The sequence below is a fragment of the Streptomyces syringium genome (assembly GCF_017876625.1).
Classification (GTDB): domain Bacteria; phylum Actinomycetota; class Actinomycetes; order Streptomycetales; family Streptomycetaceae; genus Streptomyces; species Streptomyces syringius.
In genome coordinates this window covers 4,290,828-4,313,213 of sequence record NZ_JAGIOH010000001.1, presented here as the reverse complement: position 1 = coordinate 4,313,213, position 22,386 = coordinate 4,290,828, and the positions used below count along the sequence as shown (strand labels likewise).

Below are 22,386 nucleotides of genomic sequence, written 5' to 3'. Positions count from 1 at the left end.
CCAGGATCGGTGACGCCATGACTGCCATGCCCCAGACGCCCACCGTCCTGCACGCCCCCGTCATCGACTGGTTCGACGAGCACGCCCGCGATCTGCCGTGGCGCCGCCCGGAGGCCGGGCCGTGGGGGGTGATGGTCAGCGAGTTCATGCTCCAGCAGACCCCCGTCAGCCGGGTCCTGCCGGTCTACGAGCAGTGGCTCGCCCGCTGGCCGCGCCCCGCCGACCTGGCCGCCGAGCCGCCCGGTGAGGCGGTGCGCGCCTGGGGCCGGCTCGGCTACCCCCGGCGCGCGCTGCGGCTGCACGGCGCGGCGGCGGCCATCACGGAGCGGCACGGCGGTGAGGTGCCGCGCGATCACGCCAAGCTGCTGGCGCTGCCGGGCGTCGGCGAGTACACGGCGGCCGCCGTGGCGTCCTTCGCGTACGGGCAGCGGCACGCGGTCCTCGACACCAACGTCCGCCGGGTCTTCGCCCGTGCGGTGAGCGGCGCGCAGTACCCGCCGAACGCCACCACGGCCGCCGAGCGCAAGCTCGCCCGCACGCTGCTCCCCGAGGAGGAGCCCGTCGCCGCGCGCTGGGCCGCCGCGACGATGGAGCTGGGGGCGCTCGTCTGCACCGCCCGTACGCCGTCCTGCGCCCGCTGCCCGATTGCCGGGCGCTGCGCCTGGAAGGCCGCGGGTTCGCCCGCCCACGACGGCCCGCCGCGGCGCGGCCAGACCTACGCCGGTACGGACCGGCAGGTGCGCGGCAAGCTGCTGGCGGTGCTGCGGGAGGCGGTCGGGCCGGTGCCGCAGTCGGCGCTGGACGCGGTGTGGGAGGAGCCCGTGCAGCGGGCCCGCGCGCTGGACGGTCTCGTCGCCGACGGCCTGGTCGAGCCGCTCGCCGACGGGACCTACCGGCTGCCGCTGACGTAGCCGGACCCACAGCCCGCCGGTTGCCTTTGTTTCGACGCTGTGTGTTCGTTTCGCCCTGCGAAACGGACAGAGCCGCTCTTTCCTCCCCGCTGTTACACAACCTATGGGTAGCTGTGCACCAGTCGAAGGGCTGCTGCACATCACGCCGCAACAGCGTCTCCGTAGCGTCCTACTCGTGCTGGAGGACCACCAGCGTGACGTGGGGACGCAAGCGGAATGGAGGCTGCGAGATGGCCAGCAGCGGCAAGGTTCTGGACTTCGAAGAGTACGTGCGCAATCGTCAGGACGCCCTCCTGCGCAGCGCCCGCCGTCTCGTGCCGGACCCCATCGACGCGCAGGACCTCCTCCAGACCGCCCTGGTGCGCACCTACGGCCGCTGGGAAGGCATAGCGGACAAGTCGCTGGCCGACGCCTACCTGCGACGTGTCATGATCAACACTCGTACGGAGTGGTGGCGCGCCCGGAAGCTCGACGAGGTGCCCACGGAGCAGCTCCCCGACGCCCGCGTCGAGGACGGCACCGAGCAGCACGCCGATCGCGCCCTGCTGATGGACATCCTCGGAGTCCTGGCACCCAAGCAGCGCAGTGTGGTCGTGCTGCGACACTGGGAGCAGATGAGCACCGAGGAGACCGCGGAGGCGCTCGGCATGTCGACCGGCACGGTCAAGAGCACGCTGCACCGGGCCCTGGCGCGACTGCGCCAGGAGCTGGAGAGCCGTGACCTGGACTTCCACGCCCTCGAACGCAGCGAGCGGGGGCAGGAACGGTGCGCGGCCTGAAAAAGGCGGCTCCCCTCAAGCCGGCACTGATCACCGGCGGCGCGGTCGCGGGAATGGCCGCCGTCGCCGGTCTTCTGCTTGCCGGCTGCGACGCGAGCAGTCAGGGCGTACGGAAAGAGGGACCGGCCCAGAGCCAGTCCGCGGCGAAAGCCACCCGTATGCCTCCGGCGTCGGCCACTCCCACCCAGGAGAAGGTCGACGCCGTCAAGCTGATCAAGGGCGATCCCAAGGTCGGCGACCAGATCAAGAAGAACCTCAAGCCGTGCGTGAAGAACCAGTACCCGGTCGACGTGACCTACGGGAAACTGACCGACGGCTCCCGTTCCGATCTCGTGGTGAACATCCTGACCTGCGGTGACGGCATCGGCATCGGTTCGTATGTGTACCGTGCCAAGGGCGACGGGTACGAGAACGTGTTCGTGGCCGAGCAGCCGCCCGTCTACGCCGAGATCGACCGCCGTGACCTCCGGGTCACCAAGCAGGTCTACGGCCCCGGTGACGCGGTGTGCTGCGCGTCCGGCGAAGATGTCGTGACGTACCACTGGTCGGGCAAGGAGTTCCGCGAGACGGGCCGCACGCACACCGACTACAGCAAGACGGGGAACGACGGCAAGGCCGATCTCCCGAGCGAAGGAACGGAGGGCTGAGAGCGGCGTGGGCGATACGCATGTGCTCTTCGTCGAGGACGACGACGTCATCCGCGAAGCCACCCAGCTGGCGCTGGAGCGCGACGGCTTCGAGGTGACCGCGGTACCGGACGGGCTGACGGGGCTGGAGAGATTCCGGGAGCGTCAGCCGGACATCGCGTTGCTGGACGTCATGGTCCCGGGCCTGGACGGCGTGAGCCTGTGCCGCCGGATCCGTGACGAGTCCACCGTGCCCGTGATCATGCTCTCCGCCCGCGCGGACTCCATCGACGTGGTGCTCGGCCTGGAGGCCGGCGCCGACGACTATGTGACCAAGCCCTTCGACGGTGCCGTGCTCGTCGCCCGGATACGGGCCGTGCTGCGCCGCTTCGGCCACGCCAGCGGCCCGAACGGCAGCGCCTCGGCCGAGACCCCCGACTCCATCGAGGGCGGCGTGCTGCGCTTCGGCGACCTGGAGGTCGACACCGAGGGCATGGAGGTCCGCAAGGCCGGTCTGCCCGTCGCGCTGACCCCGACCGAGATGCGGCTGCTGCTGGAGTTCTCGGCCGCGCCCGGCACCGTGCTCTCCCGGGACCGGCTGCTGGAGCGGGTCTGGGACTACGGCTGGGGCGGGGACACCCGCGTGGTGGACGTGCACGTGCAGCGGCTGCGGGGCAAGATCGGCCAGGACCGGATCGAGACGGTCCGTGGTTTCGGCTACAAGCTCAGAGGCTGAGCGCCAGGTGGTGAACCCCCGCATGGCGAAGGGCATGATCGCGCGCCCCGCGCCCCCTCGCGCGACCGGCAAGGACACGGTCGCGCCGTGGTGAAGCTCGCCCTCCGCAGCGGGCTGCGCTGGAAGGTCAGCCTGGCCATCGCCGGTGTCGGCGCCCTGGTGGCCGTCGCGCTGAGCCTCGTCGTGCACAACGCGGCCCGCGTCTCCATGCTCGACAACAGCCGCGACGTGATGGACGAGCGGGTCCAGGTCGCCCAGCGCTTCTACGAGACCACCGGCCGGCTGATGCTCCGCGCGAAGCTGGACGACCCCGCGCTCCCGAAGCAGCTGCGCGACGCCGCCGACATCGGGCTGCGCGCCACCTACCTCCAGGACTCCGGCGACGGCGCGCCCGAGGTGTGGGCCTCCGTGCCGCTGCGCAACGGCAAGGTCCTCTCGATACACACCCGCTTCAAGGACCGCTTCGACATCCTCGACGACCTCGACAAGGCGCTGATCGTCGGCTCGGTCTCCGTCGTCCTCGGCGGCTGCGCGCTGGGCATCCTCGTGGGCGGCCAGCTCTCGCGACGGCTGCGCAAGGCCGCGACCGCCGCCCGCAAGCTCGCCGACGGCGACCCGGACGTGCGCGTCCGCGAGGCCATCGGCGGCCGGGTGCGCGACGAGACCGACGACCTCGCCCGCGCGGTCGACGGAATGGCCGAGGCCCTCCAGGACCGGCTGGAGGCCGAGCGGCGGGTCACCGCCGACATCGCGCACGAGCTGCGCACCCCCGTCACCGGCCTGCTCACGGCGGCCGAGCTGCTGCCGCCGGGCCGCCCCACCGAGCTCGTACGGGACCGGGCCCAGGCCATGCGCACGCTGGTGGAGGACGTCCTGGAGGTCGCCCGGCTGGACGGCTTCGCGGAGCGGGCGGAGATGCAGGAGATCGAGCTCGGCGAGTTCGTGCTCCGGCGGGTGCGGGCCGCGGCCCCGGACGCGACGGTCAAGGTCGTCCGCGACGCCTACGTCTCCACCGACCCGCGCCGTCTGGAGCGGATCCTCGGCAATCTGCTGGCCAACGCCGCCAAGCACGGCAAGGCGCCCTTCGAGGTCACGGTCGAGGGCCGCGTCCTGCGGGTCCGCGACCACGGCCCCGGCTTTCCCGAGGAACTGCTGCGGGAGGGACCGAGCCGCTTCCGCACGGGCAGCAAGGACCGCGCGGGCAAGGGCCACGGCCTGGGCCTGACCATCGCGGCCGGCCAGGCCCGCGTCCTCGGCGCGCGCCTCACCTTCCGCAACGCGGACCCCACGGCGGAGGGCGACGGGGGCGCGGTCGCCGTGCTCTGGCTGCCCGAGTCGTCGCCGACGGCGACCGGCAGCTTCCCGATCATCCAGGTCCCGGACTAGGGCGTGTCCGAGTGTGTGGACCCGCTACATCGGGTCCACACACTCGCCCCAGTCCTTGTCGAGGTCCAGCCGCTCACTGCGCTCGGTCAGGGAGAACCAATTGCCCGAGTCGTCCCGCAGGATCGCCTCGGTGCCGTACGGGCGTACCTGCGGCTCCTGCAGGAACTCCACGCCCTTGGCCTGGAACGCCTTGTAGTCGCGCCGGATGTCGTCGGTACTCAGCACCCCCGCGCCCAGGACCCCCTTGGAGACCAGCGCCTTCAGCGCCTCCGCCGACTCGGCGTCCATGACGGGCGGCCCGGGGACCATCAGCGTCAGCTCCACGTCGGGCTGGTCCTGCGCGCCGACCGTGAGCCAGCGCATGCCCTTGTCGCCGCCCATGGTCATATCGGTACGGACCTCGAGGCCGAGCTTGTCCGTGTAGAACTCCTTCGCCCGGTCCTGGTCGAGGACCCAGACGGTGGTGATGGCAATTCCCTTGATCATTGCGAGCTCCCGGGGTCTGCGTCCTTCCCCAACACCGTAGGCACGGGTGGCGGCGGTCTGCTTCCCCAGAATTGCGAAGGAATTTCGGCGACCGCGTGTCCGGGCTATCGGCGTCCGGGGTATCAGCGGACACGGCACGGGCCCCCGAGCCGGTGGTGTCCGGCTCGGGGGCCCGTGGTCCCCGCAGTTTGTGGTTATGCGATATCCGCCTGGATCAGAGGTTCCCGCCGTGGGCCTTGAGGAAGGCCACCGGCTCGACGGCGGTGCCGTAGTTCGGGGTCGTACGGATCTCGAAGTGCAGGTGCGGGCCGGACGAATTGCCGGTGGAGCCCGACAGACCGATCTGCTGGCCGGTGGTCACGGTCTGACCGACCGAGACCTTCACCTGCGAGAGGTGCGCGTACTGCGAGTACGTGTTGTTGTCGTGCTTGATCACGATGGCGTTGCCGTACGCCGGGCCGTCACCGCCGCCGTTCGGGCCGGCCTTCACGACCGTACCGCCGTGCACGGCCATCACGGACGTACCGGTGCCGACGACCAGGTCCTGGCCGCTGTGCTTGTTGGCCCACATGCTGCCGGCCTTGCCGAACGGCTGGCCGACCTGGTAGCTGGCGACCGGCGCGACCCAGGCGTCGATGCTCTTACGGGCGGCCTCGGCCTGCTTACGGGAAGCCTCCGCCTTCTTACGGGCGTCGGCAGCGCGCTGGGCGGCGTCCTGCTGGGCCTTCGCCTTCTCCTTGGCGGCGACCTTCAGCTGCGTCTCGGCCTGCGCGTTCAGCGCGTCGTCCAGGGCCGCGACGGAGGCGAAGGCCGGAAGCTGTGCCTGAGCGGAGGTGGTGTCCGCGGCGAGCGCCGCGCCGGTGCCCAGTGCGACCGAGGCACCGAGACCGACAGCCACGACGACGGCGGTACGGGCACGGAGACGGGTCTTACTGGAATTACGGAAAGTGGTGTGCTTCGACATGGGAAACCTCCAGGCATGAATAGGTCCCGGCTGCGGACCGGGATCGCCATACCTTGGTAACCCGCATTCGCCGTCCAGCCAAGGGTGGCCTCTACTAGCGAATGCCGTAGCGGGGCGGCGCGTGATCTCCGCCTTGTGCGGGGCCATGTCGAGCAGAAATAGAGGATTTCGGGGGGCGGTATTTCTACTAACCGGCTCAGTATGTGACCCACGCCCTATGGGCCGTATCACCGTGAATGGACTTACGGCCTTACCGGTTTTGGGACCTAGGTCCCGGTGCCATTCCGCGTTTTTGCACGCACCAATAGCACCAGGGGCTCCACGGTTCACTCATGTCACAGGCCCGCCCGTTCCCGGGGGCCGGTCCCCGCCCCGGCGGTACGCTCCCGGGCAGCGGCCGCGGCACGCGCGGCCCATCTGCCGGGGGGCACGACGATGAACGACGACATCGAGCTGGCGGACGCGGTCGAGGCGGTCCGCAACGGCCTCACCGAGGCCGCCGCCCGGGGCACGGGCCGGGACCTGGGCTTCGACGTCGGCGAGATCTCGATGGAATTCACCGTCGAGATCCGCAAGGACGCCAAGGGAAAGGGCGGCGTGAAGGCCTGGGTGGTCAGCGCGGACGCGGAGGCGTCCCGCGGCTCGACCCGCACCCACAAGGTCGCCTTCACCCTGACCCCGAAGGACAGACGGACGGGCGAGGGCTGGAAGGTCGGCAACGACCGCCCGGCCGGGGTGTCGCGGTTCGGCTCCGCCGACGGGTGACGGGCGTGCGCTTACGGTCCGTGGAGGACCGCCTCGTGGCGGTGCTGGCCGAGTCCCAGGGCAGCGGGGTGCTGCTGACACCCGACCTCGTTCTCACCAGCGCTCACCTCCTCAGCGTCGGCTGTCTCCCTAATGTCAGCCGCCCCCAGGCAGTGGTCATCGCCCCTGGTGGGAGAACCGTCCCGGCGCGCTGCGACGTCGTGTGGGCCGGCCACCCGAGCCGCTGCGACGCCGCTCTTCTGCGGGCACGGCACGCCCTGATCCCCGAAGAAGGCCTCGCGCCGCTCCGCTGGGGCGCCATCGCCACCGGGCAGCCCGTACAGGCGTGCCAGGTGCTGGGCTTCCCACAGGTCCAGCGATACGGCGAGGACGAACTGGAAGCGGTGCAGGTCGCGGGCACCCTCCTGCCGCTGTCAGGCCTGCTGCGGGGCCGCTCCGTTCTGCGTTGCGACCATCACCCGCCCGCGCCCGGACCGGACGGCGGCTCGCCTTGGGCAGGACTGTCCGGTGGACCGCTCTTCACCGGACCGGTTCTGTGCGGCATTGCCTCTTCGGACCCGATGGGCTGGGACCACTCCTCGATCGACGCCATCCCGCTCGCCTCGATCGCGGAAGATGCCGGGTTTGCATCCGCTCTCCGGCATCACTGGCCGGACGCGCCGCCCTTCGAAGAGGTCCGTTCCTCCCACCCCGAGGACATCGCCTACGAGGAGCGGTACGCCAAGGCGGTCAAGGCCCGCTACAGCCGCCTGGAGATCTTCGGCCTGGACGACCTCGGCAGCAATGAGAACAGCTGGGACCTGGACACCGCCTATCTGAGCCTGGAGGCCCGGGCGCCCCGGCACACGGCCGACCACGGCGAGCACCACACCCGCCCCGAGACCCAGCGCGTCGAGGACCTCCTTGCTTCCAGGCCCCGGACCGTCCTGCGCGGCGAGGCGGGCGCCGGGAAGACGACCCTGGTGTGGTGGCTGGCCTCCCACGCCGCCTGCCGCACCCTGCCGGCGAAGCTGAGCGCGCTCAACGGCCTGGTCCCCTTCGTCGTCCCCATGCGCAGCCTCGCGGCGCAGGGCATCGTGACGCCCACCCCGGACCGGCTGCCCACCATCGCCCAGCTCCCCGTGGAGGACCCGCCGAGCGGCTGGGCCGGACGCGTGCTGGAGTCAGGCCGGGCCCTCCTGCTCGTCGACGGCCTGGACGAGCTTCCCCAGCCCGACCGCGCCCCCGCCCGCAGATGGCTTGCCGAGCTGTTGCGCCTCCACCCCAGGACCCGCTGTCTGGTCACCGTGCGACCGCTCGCCGTCGCGGACTCCTGGCTGGAGTCGGAGGGCTTCGAGGAGCTCTTGCTGCTCCCGATGAGCGACACCGATATCCAGGCCTTCGTCGGTGCCTGGCACCGGGCCGCCAGGCTGGAGTGCGAGCGCTTCACCGACGCGCCGCACGCCCGGCGGCAACGCGGCCGGCTCGATTCCCTGGAGCGCGACCTCGCCCAGGAATTCGAGCGCAACGCCACTCTGCGCGACCTGGCCCGTACGCCCTTGCTGTGCGCCGTCATCTGCGCCCTGCATCGCCGCCGCAGCGGTCTGCTGCCCCGCACCCGGTGGGACCTCTACCGTGCGGCACTGGCCATGCTGCTCGGCGGTCGCGACGACTACCGCCGCATCCACAAACCGGAAGGCATCACCCTCGACGTCGACGACGGCCAGCAGCTGCTCCAGCGCATCGCCGTGTGGCTCGTCCGCAACGGTCGGGTGGAACTCTCCCGCGAGCAGGCGGTACGCCAGCTGGGGCTGGCCATGGGCGGTCTACGTCACGTGCGTGAGCAGGGTTCGGCGGACCAGGTGCTGACGCATCTGCTCAACCGCAGTGGGCTGCTCCAGGAGCGTTCCACGGACGTCATTCAATTCATTCATCGGACGTTCCAGGACTATCTCGCGGCGAAGGAGTTCCGGGACAACGACAGCCTGGACGAATTGCTGGGCCATGCGGCCGAGGAACAGTGGCAGGACGTCATCCGGCTCGTGATCGGGCACTGCGGGCGAAGCGAAGCCCGGCGGGTCATCTCGGGGCTGCTGAAGGCGGCGGACGAGGCATCCGATCCGGAGGCGGAATGGCCGCTCCGCACGCTCGCCGCCGCCTGTGCGATCGGCTCGGCGTATGTGGACGACGAGCTGTATGACGCGGTGTGGAACGGGCTCAAGGCACTGGGGCCGCCGCGTGATGGGCGAGAGAGCGGCTTTCTGGCCTCTCTGGGGCCGGACGTGCTGCCGATTCTCCCGGAGCCGGAGGGACTGGACGCCGATCAAGGAGACAGGGTCGCGAGACTGCTGGGCTCGCTAGGGGACTCGGCTCTCCCGCTGCTGGGGCGCTACGGGAAACACAGCTCGCCGCAAGTCCGGAATTCGGTCGCCAGCGGATGGGGGTTCCAGCACCCCGGGCGATACGCGACAGAAGTCCTTGCCACGATGCGGCTCGATGACGTGGGGCTGCACCTCTCCCTCCCGGAACAGGTTTCCGAGCTGCGCCGCCTCGGTCCGATCAGATCGCTCTATATCGAGCAGAACCACAGCTCAGCCGACCTACGCCGGGGCCTGGAAGGACGTGAGGTGCGTGAGCTGTGGCTGAGCGGGAACTCCGCCCTGTGTGACTTGGACTTCCTTCGAGACCACCCGGAGGTCGAGCACCTGTTCGTCATCGGCTGTCCCCGGTTGGCGGACACCTCGGCGCTGTCGGCGTTGGCATCTCCATCGCTGCGGCTGGTTATGGACAGCACTGGCCTGGGTGCCGTCGTCTCAGAGGCGGAGGCACTGCCACAGGTCACCGAACTCGGTCTCAGCCTCCTCGACCATTCCACGGTGAACAAGCAAATCCTCCGGTTCTTCCCCAACCTGGCCTTGCTGCGCCTGATAGCGGACGAATCACTGGACCTCTCCCCCTTACGAGAGGCGCAGACGCTGCAGCTGGAGGTGGCACCCCCCGCTCCTGGCGGCAAGCTGGAAGTGCTCGGTGCCGAGCATTTCGGCGACCGGCTGCAGATCATCCCCTGACCACCCCAAAACAAAACCGGCCCCGGAACCGATCGAACGGTTCCGGGGCCGGCCCTGCTGTTCACGCTGCCTCAAGGGCAGGTACCACTTACGCGTCCTTCGAGAGGTTCGGACCCGCACCACCGGTGGCGGACTCGATCGGCGGGGTGTCCGGCAGGGCTGCCTTCTCCTCGCCACGGAAGGTGAACTTCTTCTCTTCACCCTCGCCCTCGGTGCCGACGACCACGATGTGGCCGGGGCGCAGCTCACCGAAGAGGATCTTCTCCGAGAGGATGTCCTCGATCTCGCGCTGGATCGTGCGGCGCAGCGGGCGGGCGCCCAGGATCGGGTCGTAGCCCTTCTTCGCCAGCAGCGACTTGGCTTCGGAGCTGAGCTCGATGCCCATGTCGCGGTCGCGGAGACGCTCGTCCACCTTGGCGACCATCAGGTCGACGATCTGGATGATGTCTTCCTCGGTCAGCTGGTGGAAGACCACCGTGTCGTCGACACGGTTGAGGAACTCGGGCCGGAAGTGCTGCTTGAGCTCTTCGTTGACCTTGGCCTTCATCCGCTCGTACCCGGTCTTGACGTCGCCCTGGGCGGCGAAGCCCAGGTTGAAGCCCTTGGAGATGTCCCGGGTGCCGAGGTTCGTCGTCATGATGATGACGGTGTTCTTGAAGTCGACCACGCGGCCCTGGGAATCGGTCAGGCGACCGTCCTCCAGGATCTGCAGCAGCGAGTTGAAGATATCCGGGTGGGCCTTCTCGACCTCGTCGAAGAGGACGACGGAGAACGGCTTGCGGCGCACCTTCTCGGTGAGCTGGCCGCCCTCTTCGTAACCCACGTATCCGGGCGGGGAGCCGAAGAGCCGGGAGACGGTGTGCTTCTCGCTGAACTCCGACATGTCGAGGGAGATCAGCGCGTCCTCGTCGCCGAAGAGGAATTCGGCGAGCGTCTTGGACAGCTCCGTCTTACCGACACCGGACGGGCCCGCGAAGATGAACGAGCCGCCGGGGCGCTTCGGGTCCTTGAGGCCCGCACGCGTGCGTCGGATGGCCTGGGAGAGCGCCTTGATGGCGTCCTTCTGGCCGATGACGCGCTTGTGCAGCTCGTCCTCCATGCGCAGCAGGCGGGAGGACTCCTCCTCCGTGAGCTTGAAGACCGGGATGCCGGTGGCCGTGGCCAGGACCTCGGCGATCAGCTCGCCGTCGACCTCGGCGACGACGTCCATGTCGCCGGCCTTCCACTCCTTCTCGCGCTTCGCCTTCGCGGCGAGGAGCTGCTTCTCCTTGTCGCGGAGGGAGGCGGCCTTCTCGAAGTCCTGCGAGTCGATCGCGGACTCCTTGTCCCGGCGCACGTCGGCGATCTTCTCGTCGAACTCGCGGAGGTCCGGCGGCGCGGTCATCCGGCGGATGCGCATCCGGGAGCCGGCCTCGTCGATCAGGTCGATCGCCTTGTCCGGCAGGAAGCGGTCGGAGATGTAGCGGTCGGCCAGCTGGGCGGCCTGGACCAGGGCCTCGTCCGTGATGGAGACGCGGTGGTGCGCCTCGTAGCGGTCGCGGAGGCCCTTGAGGATCTCGATCGTGTGCGGCAGCGACGGCTCCGCGACCTGGATGGGCTGGAAGCGGCGCTCGAGGGCCGCGTCCTTCTCCAGGTGCTTGCGGTACTCGTCGAGCGTGGTGGCACCGATGGTCTGCAGCTCACCCCGTGCCAGCATCGGCTTGAGGATGCTCGCGGCGTCGATCGCGCCCTCGGCGGCGCCCGCACCCACCAGGGTGTGGAGCTCGTCGATGAACAGGATGATGTCGCCGCGGGTGCGGATCTCCTTGAGGACCTTCTTCAGGCGCTCTTCGAAGTCACCGCGGTAGCGGGAGCCGGCGACCAGGGCGCCGAGGTCGAGGGTGTAGAGGTGCTTGTCCTTGAGGGTCTCGGGCACCTCGCCCTTGACGATGGCCTGGGCCAGGCCTTCGACGACCGCCGTCTTGCCGACGCCGGGCTCGCCGATGAGGACCGGGTTGTTCTTCGTACGGCGGGAGAGCACCTGCATGACCCGCTCGATCTCCTTCTCGCGCCCGATGACCGGGTCGAGCTTGGATTCGCGAGCGGCCTGCGTCAGGTTGCGGCCGAACTGGTCCAGGACGAGCGAGGTCGAGGGCGTGCCCTCGGCCGGGCCGCCGGCAGTGGCGGCTTCCTTGCCCTGGTAGCCGGAGAGCAGCTGGATGACCTGCTGCCGCACCCGGTTCAGATCGGCGCCCAGCTTGACCAGGACCTGGGCGGCGACGCCCTCGCCCTCACGGATCAGGCCGAGCAGGATGTGCTCCGTACCGATGTAGTTGTGGCCGAGCTGAAGGGCCTCGCGGAGCGAGAGCTCCAGGACCTTCTTGGCACGGGGAGTGAAGGGAATGTGACCGGACGGAGCCTGCTGGCCCTGCCCGATGATCTCCTCCACCTGCTGGCGGACCGCCTCGAGCGAAATCCCGAGGCTCTCCAGGGCCTTAGCGGCGACACCCTCACCCTCGTGGATCAGGCCCAGGAGGATGTGCTCGGTGCCGATGTAGTTGTGGTTGAGCATCCGGGCTTCTTCCTGAGCCAGGACGACAACCCGCCGCGCGCGGTCGGTGAACCTCTCGAACATCGTTAATCGCTCCTCAGAGCGGTCAGGCAGTTAGGGGTCGGTCCCCTCCCTGTCCTTCCGCATGCTAGTCCCGCAGGACGGGACAGCTCATTCCAACTGCCGACATCCGTCCGGATCACCCCGCGTCGGCGGGGAAACCTGCTGCCGAACAGCCGACAACTCCTCCAACCCGATGGTGGGAGACGATGTTCCCGCAGGCCAGGCATATACGCCCACCATCACTACGCCGATGGCGAACGCGTGCCCGGGCCGACACGCCCGCCCGCAGCCCGACCGCCACCCCGGCGACCCGCTCCGCGCGCCGTTATATCGCCTCTCCCCACGGGGAATGTCTTACCCGCGGGCACGGACACTCCATGCCGCACGGGCCCATCCCATCCGCTACGGGCGAACACCCTCGCACCGTGCGGGGCCTTTATGCGCCCCGCCGGCCCTATACGCAGCGTGCCCAACTATCCACCCTGCGTAACCTCTTGGGGTTTCCGCAGTTGCTTCAGTCATGACCGTTGTCCTCCCGCGCCCCTGCGGATCCCTGGACGCCTCGCACCAGGTGGAGGCCTCCTACCCATGGTGCCAGTGGCGCCATTGGTACGAGCACCGGATGGGCTGGCCCACGCTGGGCGGGCGGCCCCTGGAATTGCTCACCGGGGTGCGCTTCGACGTGCTCGAGCTGCCCGCCGACGCCGGTTTCGCGGTGCTCGGCCGGGTGCCGCGCACCGGGCCGGTCGCGTACGACGGACAGGCCCGCAGGATGCGGTTCCTGATCGCCGCGGGCAGTGCGGACGAATTGCCGGCGCTGCTCGACTGGCTGGAGTGGGGCGGGGTGACCCTGGAGCTGACCGCGCTGGGGCCGGGCGGCCGGATGGCCGCGCCGGCGCCCGTCGGCGGTGGCCGGGGGCGCTGCGGACGGCTGGGGCCGTCCGGCTCGCGGGAGGCCGTTTGGGTACGGCCTCCCGAGCCGGGGTGCGAGGTCGAGCCGACGCTGCCGGTGACCGGCCTCGGGGGCGATGGGGGCGCCCCCGATCTCGTACGGCTCGTGAGCGCGGCGGCCACGGAGTGCCACCGGACCCGATTGCTGCGTGCCGGAAAGGCGCGCAGGGATCAGCCGACGGGAAATCAGCCGTTGGCCTTCTCGTACGCCTCACGGATGTCGGCGGGGACACGGCCGCGGTCGTTGACGTTGTAGCCGTTCTCCTTGGCCCACGCGCGGATCTTCGCGGTGTCCTGGCTGCCACCGGCGGCACCGGCGCGCACCTTGCTGCGACCGGCCGCGGCGCGGCCACCCGTGCGACGACCGCTCTTGGTGAACGGCTCCAGCAGCCCACGGAGCTTGTCCGCGTTCGCAGTCGTGAGGTCGATCTCGTAGGTCTTGCCGTCGAGCGCGAACGTCACGGTCTCGTCCGCCTCGCCACCGTCGAGGTCATCAACAAGAAGGACCTGAACCTTCTGTGCCACGGGGAATCCTTTCAGCAGTGGAAAAGGGATTACGAGGGAATAGCAAACCGCCTTTCTCGAAAAAACACAAACCCCCCGGGAAGGTTCAGCCCGCCTTCCGCGTGGGAACCATGGCTTCCGGAGGCATGTGATAGGGGCGCGATTCGGACATAGGGCCCGCGATCACAGATGCAGAAGCATCCGGCTGTTGCCAAGGGTGTTCGGCTTCACCCGTTCGAGACCCAGGAACTCGGCAACGCCCTCGTCATAGGAACGCAGCAGCTCGCTGTAGACATCACCGTCCACCGGAGTCTCACCGATCTCCACGAAGCCGTGCTTCGTGAAGAAGTCGACTTCGAAGGTGAGGCAGAAAATGCGGCGCACGCCCAGCCAGCGCGCCGTCTGCAGGAGCTTGTCCAGAACGAAGTGCCCTACTCCCCCGCCTCTGACCGTCGGATCCACGGCGAGAGTGCGGACCTCGGCGAGGTCTTCCCACATCACATGCAGCGCACCGCAGCCGATGACCGTGCCGTCCTCGTCGCGCTCCGCGACCCAGAACTCCTGGATGTCCTCGTAAAGCGTCACCGTGGCTTTGTCGAGCAGGATGCGCTCACGGGCGTAGAGGTTGATGAGCCGGCGCACGGCCGGGACATCGCTGGTCCGGGCCCGGCGGACGGTGACGACTTTAGATAGGGCGGCCTTGGCCGAAGGAGTAGACACAGCCGGACGCTATCGCTCCTCGGCCGTCGGTCCGTCCCCGGGCCCGTCCAGTTGCACGATGCGGATGGCGTCCCGCAGTGCTTCGCGTTGTTCGGCCGACATCATGCCGAAGAAGGCAACGAGAGCGGCCGCGGGGTTGTCGCTGACGGACCACGCTTCGTTCATCAGTGCGGCCGAGTAGGCGGCGCGGTTGGAGACCGCCTCATATCGATAGGCGCGCCCTTCGGCTTCCCGGCGCACCCAGCCCTTCTGATACAGGTTGTCCATTACGGTCATCACCGTCGTGTAGGCGATGGACCGTTCCTGCCGAAGGTCTTCCAGGACTTCTCGAACAGTGACCGGTCGGTTCCACTCCCACACGCGCGTCATGACGGCGTCTTCCAGATCACCCAGGCGTCGAACCACAAGTGAATAATAGTGGCAGATGTCTTGAATGCCGGTTTATCTGGGCGGCGCGAAGGCAGCAAAAAGGGCGTGCGGCCCGAGAATTGTCCTCTCGGGCCGCACGCCCCTCACGAGTGCGGCGGTCGCTCTCGGCGGCCGGTCAGACGCCGGGGCCCTCGGGCGCCTGTCGAACACCTTCGGCGCGGGCGAGCGCGGCGTCGACGAGAGCGTCTTCCTTGCCCTTGTTCGCCCCGCCCTGACTCTTGATGATCGTCATGATCAGCGCGGTGAAAGCCACCGCCATCACCACGGGCGGGACCAGCGCGGACACATAGTCCATGGCCGTCGGCTCCTTCTGAATCCGGATTCTGCGGTTGCTGAACGACGGATCCAGATTACGCGCGCGTCAGGCGGGCCGGGCCTCCGGGGCCGGTGCCGCGGCCGGCGGGGCGGGCTTGCGGCGCGGCGGGAACACCTCGCCGGGGGTCGGCACCGGGCGGTCGGGCCGGGGGCCGGTGGGCGGCTTGCCGGGCGGCGTGGCCGGCGCGGGCTTCCGGTCGGGCTTGGCGGCGGGCTTCGGTTTGGGCTCCGGCGCGTCGGCCCCCGCGGACCGGCCCCCGGCGACGGCGAGCAGGCGGATGCGCCCGCGCGAGGGCTCCGGGGCCCGCTGCGCGGGTGCCGAGGCGGCCGCGCGGCCTGCCAGCCGTTCCCGCACGGACAGCTCGGCGAGGCGCTCGCAGCGGTGCAGCAGGGCGCGGCGGCGGTCGGTCTCGGCGTCCCCGGACGGGACCGCGCACAGGGCGCGGAGTGCCGCGAGGTCTTCAGCGCCGGGCCGGTAGCCCGCCGAGAGGGCGTCCTGGAGCCGCTCCGCGTAACCGGGCGCGGCGCCCGGCAGGGCGGCGCGGTAGCGGGCGAGGTCGGCGAGGAGGAAGGCGCGCAGCCTGCCGCCTTCCCGGGCCGCCTCGTCCACGGCTTCCACGAGGCGGAGGCAGTCGCGCACCTCCTCGTCCCGCTCGGGGCCGGGGCGCCGGGGTGCGGACTGGGGCTGGAGGGCGATGGCGAGGGCACGGCGCAGCACGCGCAGCTCGTCCGCGCTGAACGCCATGCCGCCGCGGGTTCCATAGGGCGTGGGCATGCGCCGACTTTAAGTGCTAAGCGGACAATTTTCGCTTAGCTTAATATTCCGGGCGTGGCACGGTGTGGCTGGGCGCCGCCTGCGTGGGATGGGTGGGCACCAGAACTGGGGGCGAGCCCCCAGGCCCCCTTCGTCCTCAAGCGCCGGCGCGCGGTACGGCGGGGTCAGCGGCGGCGGCGAGCCACGCCCAGGGCGATGACGGCCGCGGAAAAGGCGGTGCCGGAGGTGGTGGCGAGGAGCAGGGTCCTGGAGGGGGCCGCGTCGGACGTGGGCGCCGGGGCGGGGTCCGCCACCTCGACCCGGATGGGTGCGGAGTCGTTCTGCGGGTCCGGGTCGCGGGGCGGGCACCCGTCGCGGTCGACGATCTCCACGCGGCCCTCGGCGCCCTCGACCTTCTTGTCGATGCGGACGTGGAAGCGCAGCGTCTCGCGGTCCCCCGCCGGGAAGTCGTCGCCTATCGCGCAGACGTAACTGGGGCCGCCCTCGGACCGGGCCTTCGCCGTGCACGGGTGCGCGCCGCCGTCGGCCGGCGTGGCCAGCGCGGTGATGGTGGTGCCTTCCGGGGCCGTCACCTCGTACGCCCCCGGGTCGTGCCCGGCGCGCCCGTCGGTGTCCCGGGCGGCCGGGCCGCCGTTGCGCACGCCCAGTTCGACCTCGACGGTCTGGCCGACCCGGCCCGCGACGGGCTGGGCGATGGCCTGGTAGTCGACGAGGCGCGTCGCCTCCCCGGCCTGGGCCCGGGCGGCGGCCAGCCCGAGGCCGGCCGTCAGCACTGCGGCGGCCGCCACCGTCCGCCGCAGTGTCCGTTTCGAGCCCATACGCCCTCGCCCATCCCTGTCGCACGATCATGTTCCGTGCCTGTCAGGACAGTTGGGGCGACCGGTTGGTTGCCTCGGATCGTGTGGTGTGCAACTTACCGGGCCGGCAGCCTTCAAGGGGGCCAGATGGCCCATGGGTCCAGGGCCTGTCCGGCGGTCTTCGCCCGCGGGCCCGTCTTGCCGCGTGCGGCGGCGAGCGCCCTGCGGGCGCGTCCTCCAACGCCGGACGGGCTGATGGCAGCCCGTCCGGGCCTACGCGCGGGAGACGTTGCGCTCGTACACCAGCCGCAGGCCGATGAGCGTGAGCCACGGCTCGTGTTCGTCGATGACGGACGCCTCGCCGAGCACCAGGGGCGCCAGCCCGCCGGTGGCGATGACGGTGACGTCGTCCGGGTCGTCGGCCAGCTCGCGCGCCATGCGGTTGACGACGCCGTCGACCTGGCCCGCGAAGCCGTAGAGGATGCCGGACTGCATGGCCTCGACGGTGTTCTTGCCGATGATGTTGCGCGGCCGGGCCAGCTCGATCTTGCGGAGCTGGGCGCCCTTGACGCCCAGCGCCTCGACGGAGATCTCGATGCCCGGGGCGATCACCCCGCCCACGTACTCGCCGCGCGCACTGACCGCGTCGAACGTGGTGGCCGTGCCGAAGTCGACGACGACACAGGGGCCGCCGTACAGCTCGACGGCGGCGACCGCGTTGACGATGCGGTCCGCGCCGACCTCCTTGGGGTGGTCCATCAGGATCGGCACACCGGTCTTCACGCCCGGCTCGACCAGGATGGCGGGCACGTCGCCGTAGTAGCGGCGGGTCACCTCGCGCAGCTCGTGCAGGACGGAGGGGACCGTGGAGCAGATGGCGATGCCCTCGATCCCGTCGCCCAGCTCCTCGCCGAGCAGCGGGTGCATCCCCATCAATCCCTGGAGCAGCACCGCCAGTTCGTCCGCGGTGCGCCGGGCGTCGGTGGAGATGCGCCAGTGCTCGACGATGTCCTCACCGTCGAACAGGCCGAGGACCGTGTGGGAGTTGCCCGCGTCGATGGTGAGGAGCATCAGACGGCTTCTTCCCGGAGGTCCAGGCCGATGTCGAGGATCGGCGAGGAGTGGGTGAGCGCACCGACGGCGAGGTAGTCGACGCCGGTCCCGGCGTACGCGCGGGCGTTGTCGAGCGTGAGACGGCCGGAGGACTCCAGCTTCGCCCGGCCGGCGACGAGTTCGACGGCCTCACGGGTCTGCTCGGGGGTGAAGTTGTCGAGCAGGATCAGGTCCGCGCCCTCGGCGAGGACCGGCGGGATCTGGTCGAGGCGGTCCACCTCGACCTCGATCGGCACGTCGGGGAACTCGGCCCGGACGGCCCGGAACGCCTCGGCGATCCCGCCCGCGGCGACGACGTGGTTGTCCTTGACGAGGGCCGCGTCCGACAGCGACATGCGGTGGTTGACGCCGCCGCCGCAGCGCACCGCGTACTTCTCCAGGGCGCGCAGGCCGACGGTGGTCTTGCGGGTGTCGCGGACGGCGGCGCCGGTGCCCTCCAGGGCGTCGGCCCACGCGCGGGTCGCGGTGGCGATGCCGGACAGCCGGCACATGAGGTTGAGCGCGCTGCGCTCGCCGGTGAGCAGGTCGCGGGTGCGGGTGCGCACGCTCAGCAGCTTCTGGCCCGCCGTCACCCGGTCGCCGTCCTCGACGTGCCGCTCGACCTCGAACTCATCGGTGCAGACCACGGAGAGGATCGCCTCGGCGATGCGCAGTCCGGCGACCGTGCCGGGCTCGCGGGCGGTGAAGTCGCCGGTGGCGACGGCTTCGGCGGGGACGGTCGCGAAGGTCGTGACGTCCTTGCCGCCGTCGAGGTCCTCCTCGATGGCCAGGTGGGCGATGTCCTCGATCTGCAGCGGGTTCAGACCCGCGTCGGCGAGGAGCTGCGCGAGCTGCGGGTCGAGACCGCACTCCATGGGGTCGCCGTCGTACTCCTCGCCGCCGCAGCCGCAGGCGTCCCCGCAGCCGCCGCCGGTGGGCGCCGCGGACTCCTCGCCGGGCCGGCCGATCTGGTGCAGGGGGGTGTCGGGGGTGCTCACGCGGTTCTCCTTGGGGCAGCGGGCGTGACAAGCGGGCTGACGGGCGGGAAGGCGGCCGTTTCCGTCGTGGAGACCGCCAGGGTACGGTCCGGGCGCAGTGTCACCAGGAGGTGGCGGGACCAGCCGCTGTCGTCGCGGTCGGGGCGGTCCTCGCGCCAGTGGCAGCCGCGGGTCTCCTCGCGGCGCAGGGCGGCGGCGACCAGGACACGGGCGACGAGCAGCAGATTGGTGGTCTCCCAGGCCTCGGTGCCGGGCACGTCCTGCCCGCTGACCTCGGTGTCGATCCGTGCCAGCCGGGTGGCGGCCTGCTTCAGGCTGTCGGCGGAGCGGAGGACTCCGGCGCCCGCGGTCATGATGCGCTGGATCTCGATACGGGCGGAGGGGTCCACGAGGAACGTCGCCGGGCTCTCGGCCGCCGCCGTCCGCGCGTCCCAGTGGGGCAGGGCGTCCGGCGCCGTCGCGGCGATGTCCGCGGCGATGCGCTCCGCGAAGACCAGCCCTTCCAGCAGGGAGTTGGACGCCAGCCGGTTCGCGCCGTGCACGCCGGTGCAGGCGACCTCGCCGCAGGCGTAGAGGCCCTCGATCGTGGTGCGGCCGCGCAGGTCGGTGCGGACGCCGCCGGAGGCGTAGTGCGCGGCGGGGGCGACCGGGATCGGCTCGGTCACCGGGTCGATGCCGTGGGCGCGGCAGGCGGCGAGGATGGTGGGGAAGCGGCTCGCCCACATCTCGGCGCCGAAGTGCCGGCCGTCGAGGTACATGTGCTCGGCGCCCGTCTCCTGCATCCGGCGCGTGATGCCCTTGGCGACGATGTCGCGGGGGGCCAGCTCGGCCAGCTCGTGGGCGCCGACCATGAAGCGGTGGCCGTCCGCGTCCACGAGGTGGGCGCCCTCGCCGCGCACGGCCTCGGAGACCAGGGGCTGCTGGCCCTCGGCGTGGGGGCCGAGCCAGAGCACGGTGGGGTGGAACTGGACGAACTCGAGGTCGGAGACCTCGGCACCGGCGCGCAGGGCGAGCGCGACGCCGTCGCCGGTGGAGACGGCGGGGTTGGTGGTCGCGGAGAACACCTGGCCCATGCCACCGGTGGCGAGGACCACGGCCTTGGCCCGGACGGCGCCGACGCCGTCGTGCCGGCCCTCGCCCATGACGTGCAGCGAGACGCCCGCCGCCCGGCCCTCGGGGTCCTTGAGGAGATCGAGGACGAGGGCGTTCTCGACGGTCTCTATCCCGGCGTCCCGGACGGCCTGGACGAGTGCGCGGGAGATCTCGGCGCCGGTCGCGTCGCCACCTGCGTGGGCGATGCGGCGGCGGTGGTGGCCGCCCTCGCGGGTCAGCAGGATCTCGCCGGTGTCGTCGTCGGTGTCGAAGGTGGCGCCGGTGGCGATGAGGCGGCGCACGGCGTCGGGGCCTTCGGTGACCAGGGTCCGTACGGCCTCCTCGGAGCAGAGCCCGGCGCCGGCGACGAGCGTGTCGTCGAGGTGCTGCTCGGGGGTGTCCCCCTCGCCGAGGGCGGCCGCGATGCCGCCCTGCGCCCAGCGCGTGGAGCCGTCGTCGAGACGGGCCTTGGTGACGACGGTGACTTTCGCGCCGGCGGCGGCGCAGCGCAGCGCGACGGTGAGCCCGGCGACGCCGGAGCCGATGACGACGACGTCGGCGTCGACCGCCCAGCCGGGGCCGGGCGCGTGGAGTCGTATGCCGGTCATCGCTGCGCTCCGAGGTACAGAGGGATGTTGTCGATCAGGCGGGTGGTGCCGACGCGGGCGGCGACGGCGAGGACGGCCTCGCCCGTGTGGTCGTCGGGGACCTCGGTGAAGTCCGAGGGGTCGACGAGGGCGAGGTAGTCGAGGAGCAGCGGCGGCTGCGAGCGGGCGGCCTTGTCGAGGATGGCCCTGGCGGCGTCCCGGACGGCCGCCGGGCCGGCTCCCACGGCCTCGGCGCCCGTGAGCAGGGCGCGGGAGAGCTCCAGCGCCGTGGCGCGGTCGGCCTCGGACAGATAGCGATTGCGGCTGGACAGCGCGAGGTTGTCGTCCTCGCGGACCGTGGGCACGCCGACGATCTCGACGGGGAAGTTGAGGTCGCGCGCCATGCGGCGGATCAGCGCGAGCTGCTGGGCGTCCTTCTGCCCGAAGAGCGCGACGTCCGGCCCGGTCAGGTGCAGGAGCTTGGCGACGACGGTGAGCATGCCGTCGAAGTGGCCGGGGCGCGAGGCGCCTTCGAGGCGCTCGCCCATGGGTCCGGCGGTGATCCGCACCTGGGGTTCGCCGCCGGGGTAGACCTCTTCGACGGCAGGGGCGAAGACGGCGTCGGCGCCGGCCCGCCCGGCGAGCTCGACATCGGCGGCCAGGGTGCGCGGGTAGCGGTCGAGGTCCTCTCCGGCGCCGAACTGCAGCGGATTGACGAAGACCGTGACGACGACCTGCCCCGCCGGGCCCACCAGCTCGCGGGCCGAACGGATCAGGGTGGCGTGGCCTTCGTGCAGGGCGCCCATCGTCATGACGACGGCGCGGCGGCCGTCGCGCGGGAGAGCGTGCAGCTCCTCGGCGGTGCGCGGGATTCGGGTGGTCACTGCTTGCCTCCGTCCGCGAGGACGCCGAGCAGGTCCTCCGCCAGCTCCGGCTTGAGCAGGCCGTGCGCGAGGGCACGGTCCGCGGTCGTACGGGCCATGGCCAGGTATCCGGCGACGGCCTGCGGCGCGTGCGCGCGCAATTCCGCCACGTGGGCGGCGACGGTGCCCGCGTCGCCGCGCGCCACCGGGCCGGTGAGCGCGGCGTCGCCGCTGCGCAGGGCATTGTCGAGGGCGGCGCCGAGCAGCGGGCCCAGCATCCGGGCGGGGGCCGCGACCCCGGCGGTGCCCAGCAGCTCCATGGACTGGGCCACGAGGGTGACGAGGTGGTTCGCGCCGATCGCGAGGGCCGCGTGATAGAGCGGGCGGGCGGCCTCCTCGATCCATTCGGGCTCGCCGCCCATCTCGATGACCAGCGCTTCGGCGGCCAGCCGCAGCTCCGCGGGCGCGGTGACGCCGAAGGAGCAGCCGGCGAGGCGCTCGACGTCGACCGGGGTGCCGGTGAAGGTCATGGCCGGGTGCAGGGCGAGCGGCAGGGCGCCGGCCCGCCGGGCCGGGTCGAGGACGGCGACGCCGTGCCGGCCGGAGGTGTGCACGATCAGCTGCCCGGGACGGACGGCCCCGGTCTCGGCGAGGCCGGAGACCAGGCCGGGGAGCGCGTCGTCCGGCACGGTGAGCAGCACCAGCTCCGCGCGCGCGAGGACTTCGGCGGGCGGCACCAGCGGCACGTCGGGCAGCAGGGCGGCGGCCCGGCGCACGGAGGCGTCGGAGACTCCGGAGACGGCGACCGGGCGGTGCCCGGCGAGCCGGAGCGCGGCGGCGAGAGCGGGGCCGACCCGGCCCGCGCCGACGACGCCGACGGTGAGCCGGGCGGGGCGGTCCTGCGGGCTCTGGTGCTCCGAGGAGTGGTGTGCGTTCACGCGGCGGTGGCCTTCCGTTCCAGTCCGCGGGG

The 22,386-nt window shown here is 71.2% G+C and carries 21 protein-coding genes and 1 pseudogene; 8 read left to right on the top strand and 14 right to left on the bottom strand.

Going from position 1 to position 22,386, the window contains the following annotated elements; genetic code table 11:
- Window positions 1–17: 17 nt before the first annotated feature.
- The 5 genes from JO379_RS19240 (at window position 18) to cseC (ending at window position 4,438) form a co-directional block, all read left to right on the top strand.
- A complete protein-coding gene (locus tag JO379_RS19240; protein WP_130878260.1) occupies window positions 18–911 on the top strand; it encodes an iron-sulfur binding domain-containing protein in 894 nt (297 codons plus the stop codon).
- Between the two features lie 230 nt (window positions 912–1,141).
- On the top strand, window positions 1,142–1,690 hold the full coding sequence (locus tag JO379_RS19235; protein WP_130878261.1) for a SigE family RNA polymerase sigma factor: 549 nt from the start codon (window positions 1,142–1,144) through the stop codon (window positions 1,688–1,690).
- On the top strand, window positions 1,678–2,337 hold the full coding sequence (locus JO379_RS19230; RefSeq protein WP_307842063.1) for a hypothetical protein: 660 nt from the start codon (window positions 1,678–1,680) through the stop codon (window positions 2,335–2,337). The genes JO379_RS19235 and JO379_RS19230 overlap by 13 nt, the downstream gene beginning before the upstream one ends.
- 7 nt (window positions 2,338–2,344) lie before the next feature.
- Complete coding sequence (cseB, locus tag JO379_RS19225; protein ID WP_209516035.1) at window positions 2,345–3,052, top strand: two-component system response regulator CseB; 708 nt, start codon at window positions 2,345–2,347, stop codon at window positions 3,050–3,052.
- Between the two features lie 87 nt (window positions 3,053–3,139).
- On the top strand, window positions 3,140–4,438 hold the full coding sequence (gene cseC / locus JO379_RS19220; protein WP_130878263.1) for a two-component system sensor histidine kinase CseC: 1,299 nt from the start codon (window positions 3,140–3,142) through the stop codon (window positions 4,436–4,438).
- 24 nt (window positions 4,439–4,462) lie between these two features.
- On the opposite strand, the gene JO379_RS19215 is transcribed toward cseC, so the two are convergent.
- Window positions 4,463–4,924 carry a VOC family protein gene (locus tag JO379_RS19215; RefSeq protein ID WP_130878264.1) on the bottom strand — a complete coding sequence of 154 codons (462 nt, stop codon included), beginning with the start codon at window positions 4,922–4,924 and terminating at the stop codon, window positions 4,463–4,465.
- 214 nt (window positions 4,925–5,138) lie between these two features.
- On the bottom strand, window positions 5,139–5,888 hold the full coding sequence (locus JO379_RS19210; protein WP_130878265.1) for a M23 family metallopeptidase: 750 nt from the start codon (window positions 5,886–5,888) through the stop codon (window positions 5,139–5,141).
- Window positions 5,889–6,323: 435 nt separating this feature from the next.
- Between JO379_RS19210 and JO379_RS19205 the strand changes: the two genes are divergently transcribed.
- Window positions 6,324–6,653, top strand: coding sequence for a trypco2 family protein (locus tag JO379_RS19205; protein ID WP_209516032.1), 330 nt, complete (start codon window positions 6,324–6,326; stop codon window positions 6,651–6,653).
- Between the two features lie 5 nt (window positions 6,654–6,658).
- Window positions 6,659–9,700, top strand: coding sequence for a serine protease (locus JO379_RS19200; protein WP_209516029.1), 3,042 nt, complete (start codon window positions 6,659–6,661; stop codon window positions 9,698–9,700).
- Window positions 9,701–9,788: 88 nt separating this feature from the next.
- Here JO379_RS19200 and JO379_RS19195 read toward each other — a convergent pair whose 3' ends face one another.
- On the bottom strand, window positions 9,789–12,314 hold the full coding sequence (locus JO379_RS19195; RefSeq protein WP_130878268.1) for an ATP-dependent Clp protease ATP-binding subunit: 2,526 nt from the start codon (window positions 12,312–12,314) through the stop codon (window positions 9,789–9,791).
- A 499-nt stretch (window positions 12,315–12,813) separates the two neighbouring features.
- On the opposite strand from JO379_RS19195, the gene JO379_RS19190 reads away from it, so the two are divergent.
- Window positions 12,814–13,500 (top strand): SCO3374 family protein, encoded by a 687-nt coding sequence (locus tag JO379_RS19190; RefSeq protein WP_209516027.1) that lies wholly within the window; start codon window positions 12,814–12,816, stop codon window positions 13,498–13,500.
- Here JO379_RS19190 and JO379_RS19185 read toward each other — a convergent pair.
- From JO379_RS19185 to JO379_RS19135, 11 genes and pseudogenes are all read right to left on the bottom strand, one after another.
- Window positions 13,431–13,769, bottom strand: a complete 339-nt coding sequence (locus tag JO379_RS19185; protein WP_130878269.1) for a histone-like nucleoid-structuring protein Lsr2 — start codon at window positions 13,767–13,769, stop codon at window positions 13,431–13,433. The genes JO379_RS19190 and JO379_RS19185 overlap by 70 nt on opposite strands.
- A 162-nt stretch (window positions 13,770–13,931) precedes the next feature.
- Window positions 13,932–14,468, bottom strand: coding sequence for an amino-acid N-acetyltransferase (locus JO379_RS19180; RefSeq protein WP_130878270.1), 537 nt, complete (start codon window positions 14,466–14,468; stop codon window positions 13,932–13,934).
- Between the two features lie 9 nt (window positions 14,469–14,477).
- Window positions 14,478–14,873 (bottom strand): BlaI/MecI/CopY family transcriptional regulator, encoded by a 396-nt coding sequence (locus JO379_RS19175; RefSeq protein WP_130878271.1) that lies wholly within the window; start codon window positions 14,871–14,873, stop codon window positions 14,478–14,480.
- 139 nt (window positions 14,874–15,012) lie between these two features.
- Window positions 15,013–15,192 carry a hypothetical protein gene (locus tag JO379_RS19170; protein ID WP_130878272.1) on the bottom strand — a complete coding sequence of 60 codons (180 nt, stop codon included), beginning with the start codon at window positions 15,190–15,192 and terminating at the stop codon, window positions 15,013–15,015.
- A 66-nt stretch (window positions 15,193–15,258) separates the two neighbouring features.
- Complete coding sequence (locus JO379_RS19165) at window positions 15,259–15,987, bottom strand: hypothetical protein (RefSeq protein ID WP_130878273.1); 729 nt, start codon at window positions 15,985–15,987, stop codon at window positions 15,259–15,261.
- Between the two features lie 164 nt (window positions 15,988–16,151).
- Window positions 16,152–16,775 (bottom strand): hypothetical protein, encoded by a 624-nt coding sequence (locus JO379_RS19160; RefSeq protein WP_209516025.1) that lies wholly within the window; start codon window positions 16,773–16,775, stop codon window positions 16,152–16,154.
- A gap of 282 nt (window positions 16,776–17,057) precedes the next feature.
- Window positions 17,058–17,855 carry a type III pantothenate kinase gene (locus tag JO379_RS19155; protein ID WP_130878275.1) on the bottom strand — a complete coding sequence of 266 codons (798 nt, stop codon included), beginning with the start codon at window positions 17,853–17,855 and terminating at the stop codon, window positions 17,058–17,060.
- Window positions 17,855–18,874, bottom strand: a complete 1,020-nt coding sequence (nadC, locus tag JO379_RS19150) for a carboxylating nicotinate-nucleotide diphosphorylase (protein WP_130878276.1) — start codon at window positions 18,872–18,874, stop codon at window positions 17,855–17,857. Before nadC ends, JO379_RS19155 begins: the two co-directional genes overlap by 1 nt.
- A complete protein-coding gene (locus JO379_RS19145) occupies window positions 18,871–20,574 on the bottom strand; it encodes an L-aspartate oxidase (protein ID WP_130878277.1) in 1,704 nt (567 codons plus the stop codon). Before JO379_RS19145 ends, nadC begins: the two co-directional genes overlap by 4 nt.
- Window positions 20,571–21,437, bottom strand: a pseudogene (panC, locus tag JO379_RS19140) (pantoate--beta-alanine ligase); the annotation flags it as partial. The gene JO379_RS19145 and the pseudogene panC, both read right to left, overlap by 4 nt.
- On the bottom strand, window positions 21,434–22,354 hold the full coding sequence (locus tag JO379_RS19135; protein ID WP_130878279.1) for a Rossmann-like and DUF2520 domain-containing protein: 921 nt from the start codon (window positions 22,352–22,354) through the stop codon (window positions 21,434–21,436). The pseudogene panC and the gene JO379_RS19135, both read right to left, overlap by 4 nt.
- Window positions 22,355–22,386: the final 32 nt, after the last annotated feature.

Coding starts and splice junctions, on each gene's coding strand:
- JO379_RS19240 (WP_130878260.1), top strand. CDS start 18: ATGACTGCCATGCCCCAGACGCCCACCGTCCTGCACGCCCCCGTCATC.
- JO379_RS19235 (WP_130878261.1), top strand. CDS start 1,142: ATGGCCAGCAGCGGCAAGGTTCTGGACTTCGAAGAGTACGTGCGCAAT.
- JO379_RS19215 (WP_130878264.1), bottom strand. CDS start 4,924: ATGATCAAGGGAATTGCCATCACCACCGTCTGGGTCCTCGACCAGGAC.
- JO379_RS19210 (WP_130878265.1), bottom strand. CDS start 5,888: ATGTCGAAGCACACCACTTTCCGTAATTCCAGTAAGACCCGTCTCCGT.
- JO379_RS19205 (WP_209516032.1), top strand. CDS start 6,324: ATGAACGACGACATCGAGCTGGCGGACGCGGTCGAGGCGGTCCGCAAC.
- JO379_RS19195 (WP_130878268.1), bottom strand. CDS start 12,314: ATGTTCGAGAGGTTCACCGACCGCGCGCGGCGGGTTGTCGTCCTGGCT.
- JO379_RS19190 (WP_209516027.1), top strand. CDS start 12,814: ATGACCGTTGTCCTCCCGCGCCCCTGCGGATCCCTGGACGCCTCGCAC.
- JO379_RS19170 (WP_130878272.1), bottom strand. CDS start 15,192: ATGGACTATGTGTCCGCGCTGGTCCCGCCCGTGGTGATGGCGGTGGCT.
- JO379_RS19165 (WP_130878273.1), bottom strand. CDS start 15,987: ATGCCCACGCCCTATGGAACCCGCGGCGGCATGGCGTTCAGCGCGGAC.
- JO379_RS19155 (WP_130878275.1), bottom strand. CDS start 17,855: ATGCTCCTCACCATCGACGCGGGCAACTCCCACACGGTCCTCGGCCTG.
- JO379_RS19145 (WP_130878277.1), bottom strand. CDS start 20,574: ATGACCGGCATACGACTCCACGCGCCCGGCCCCGGCTGGGCGGTCGAC.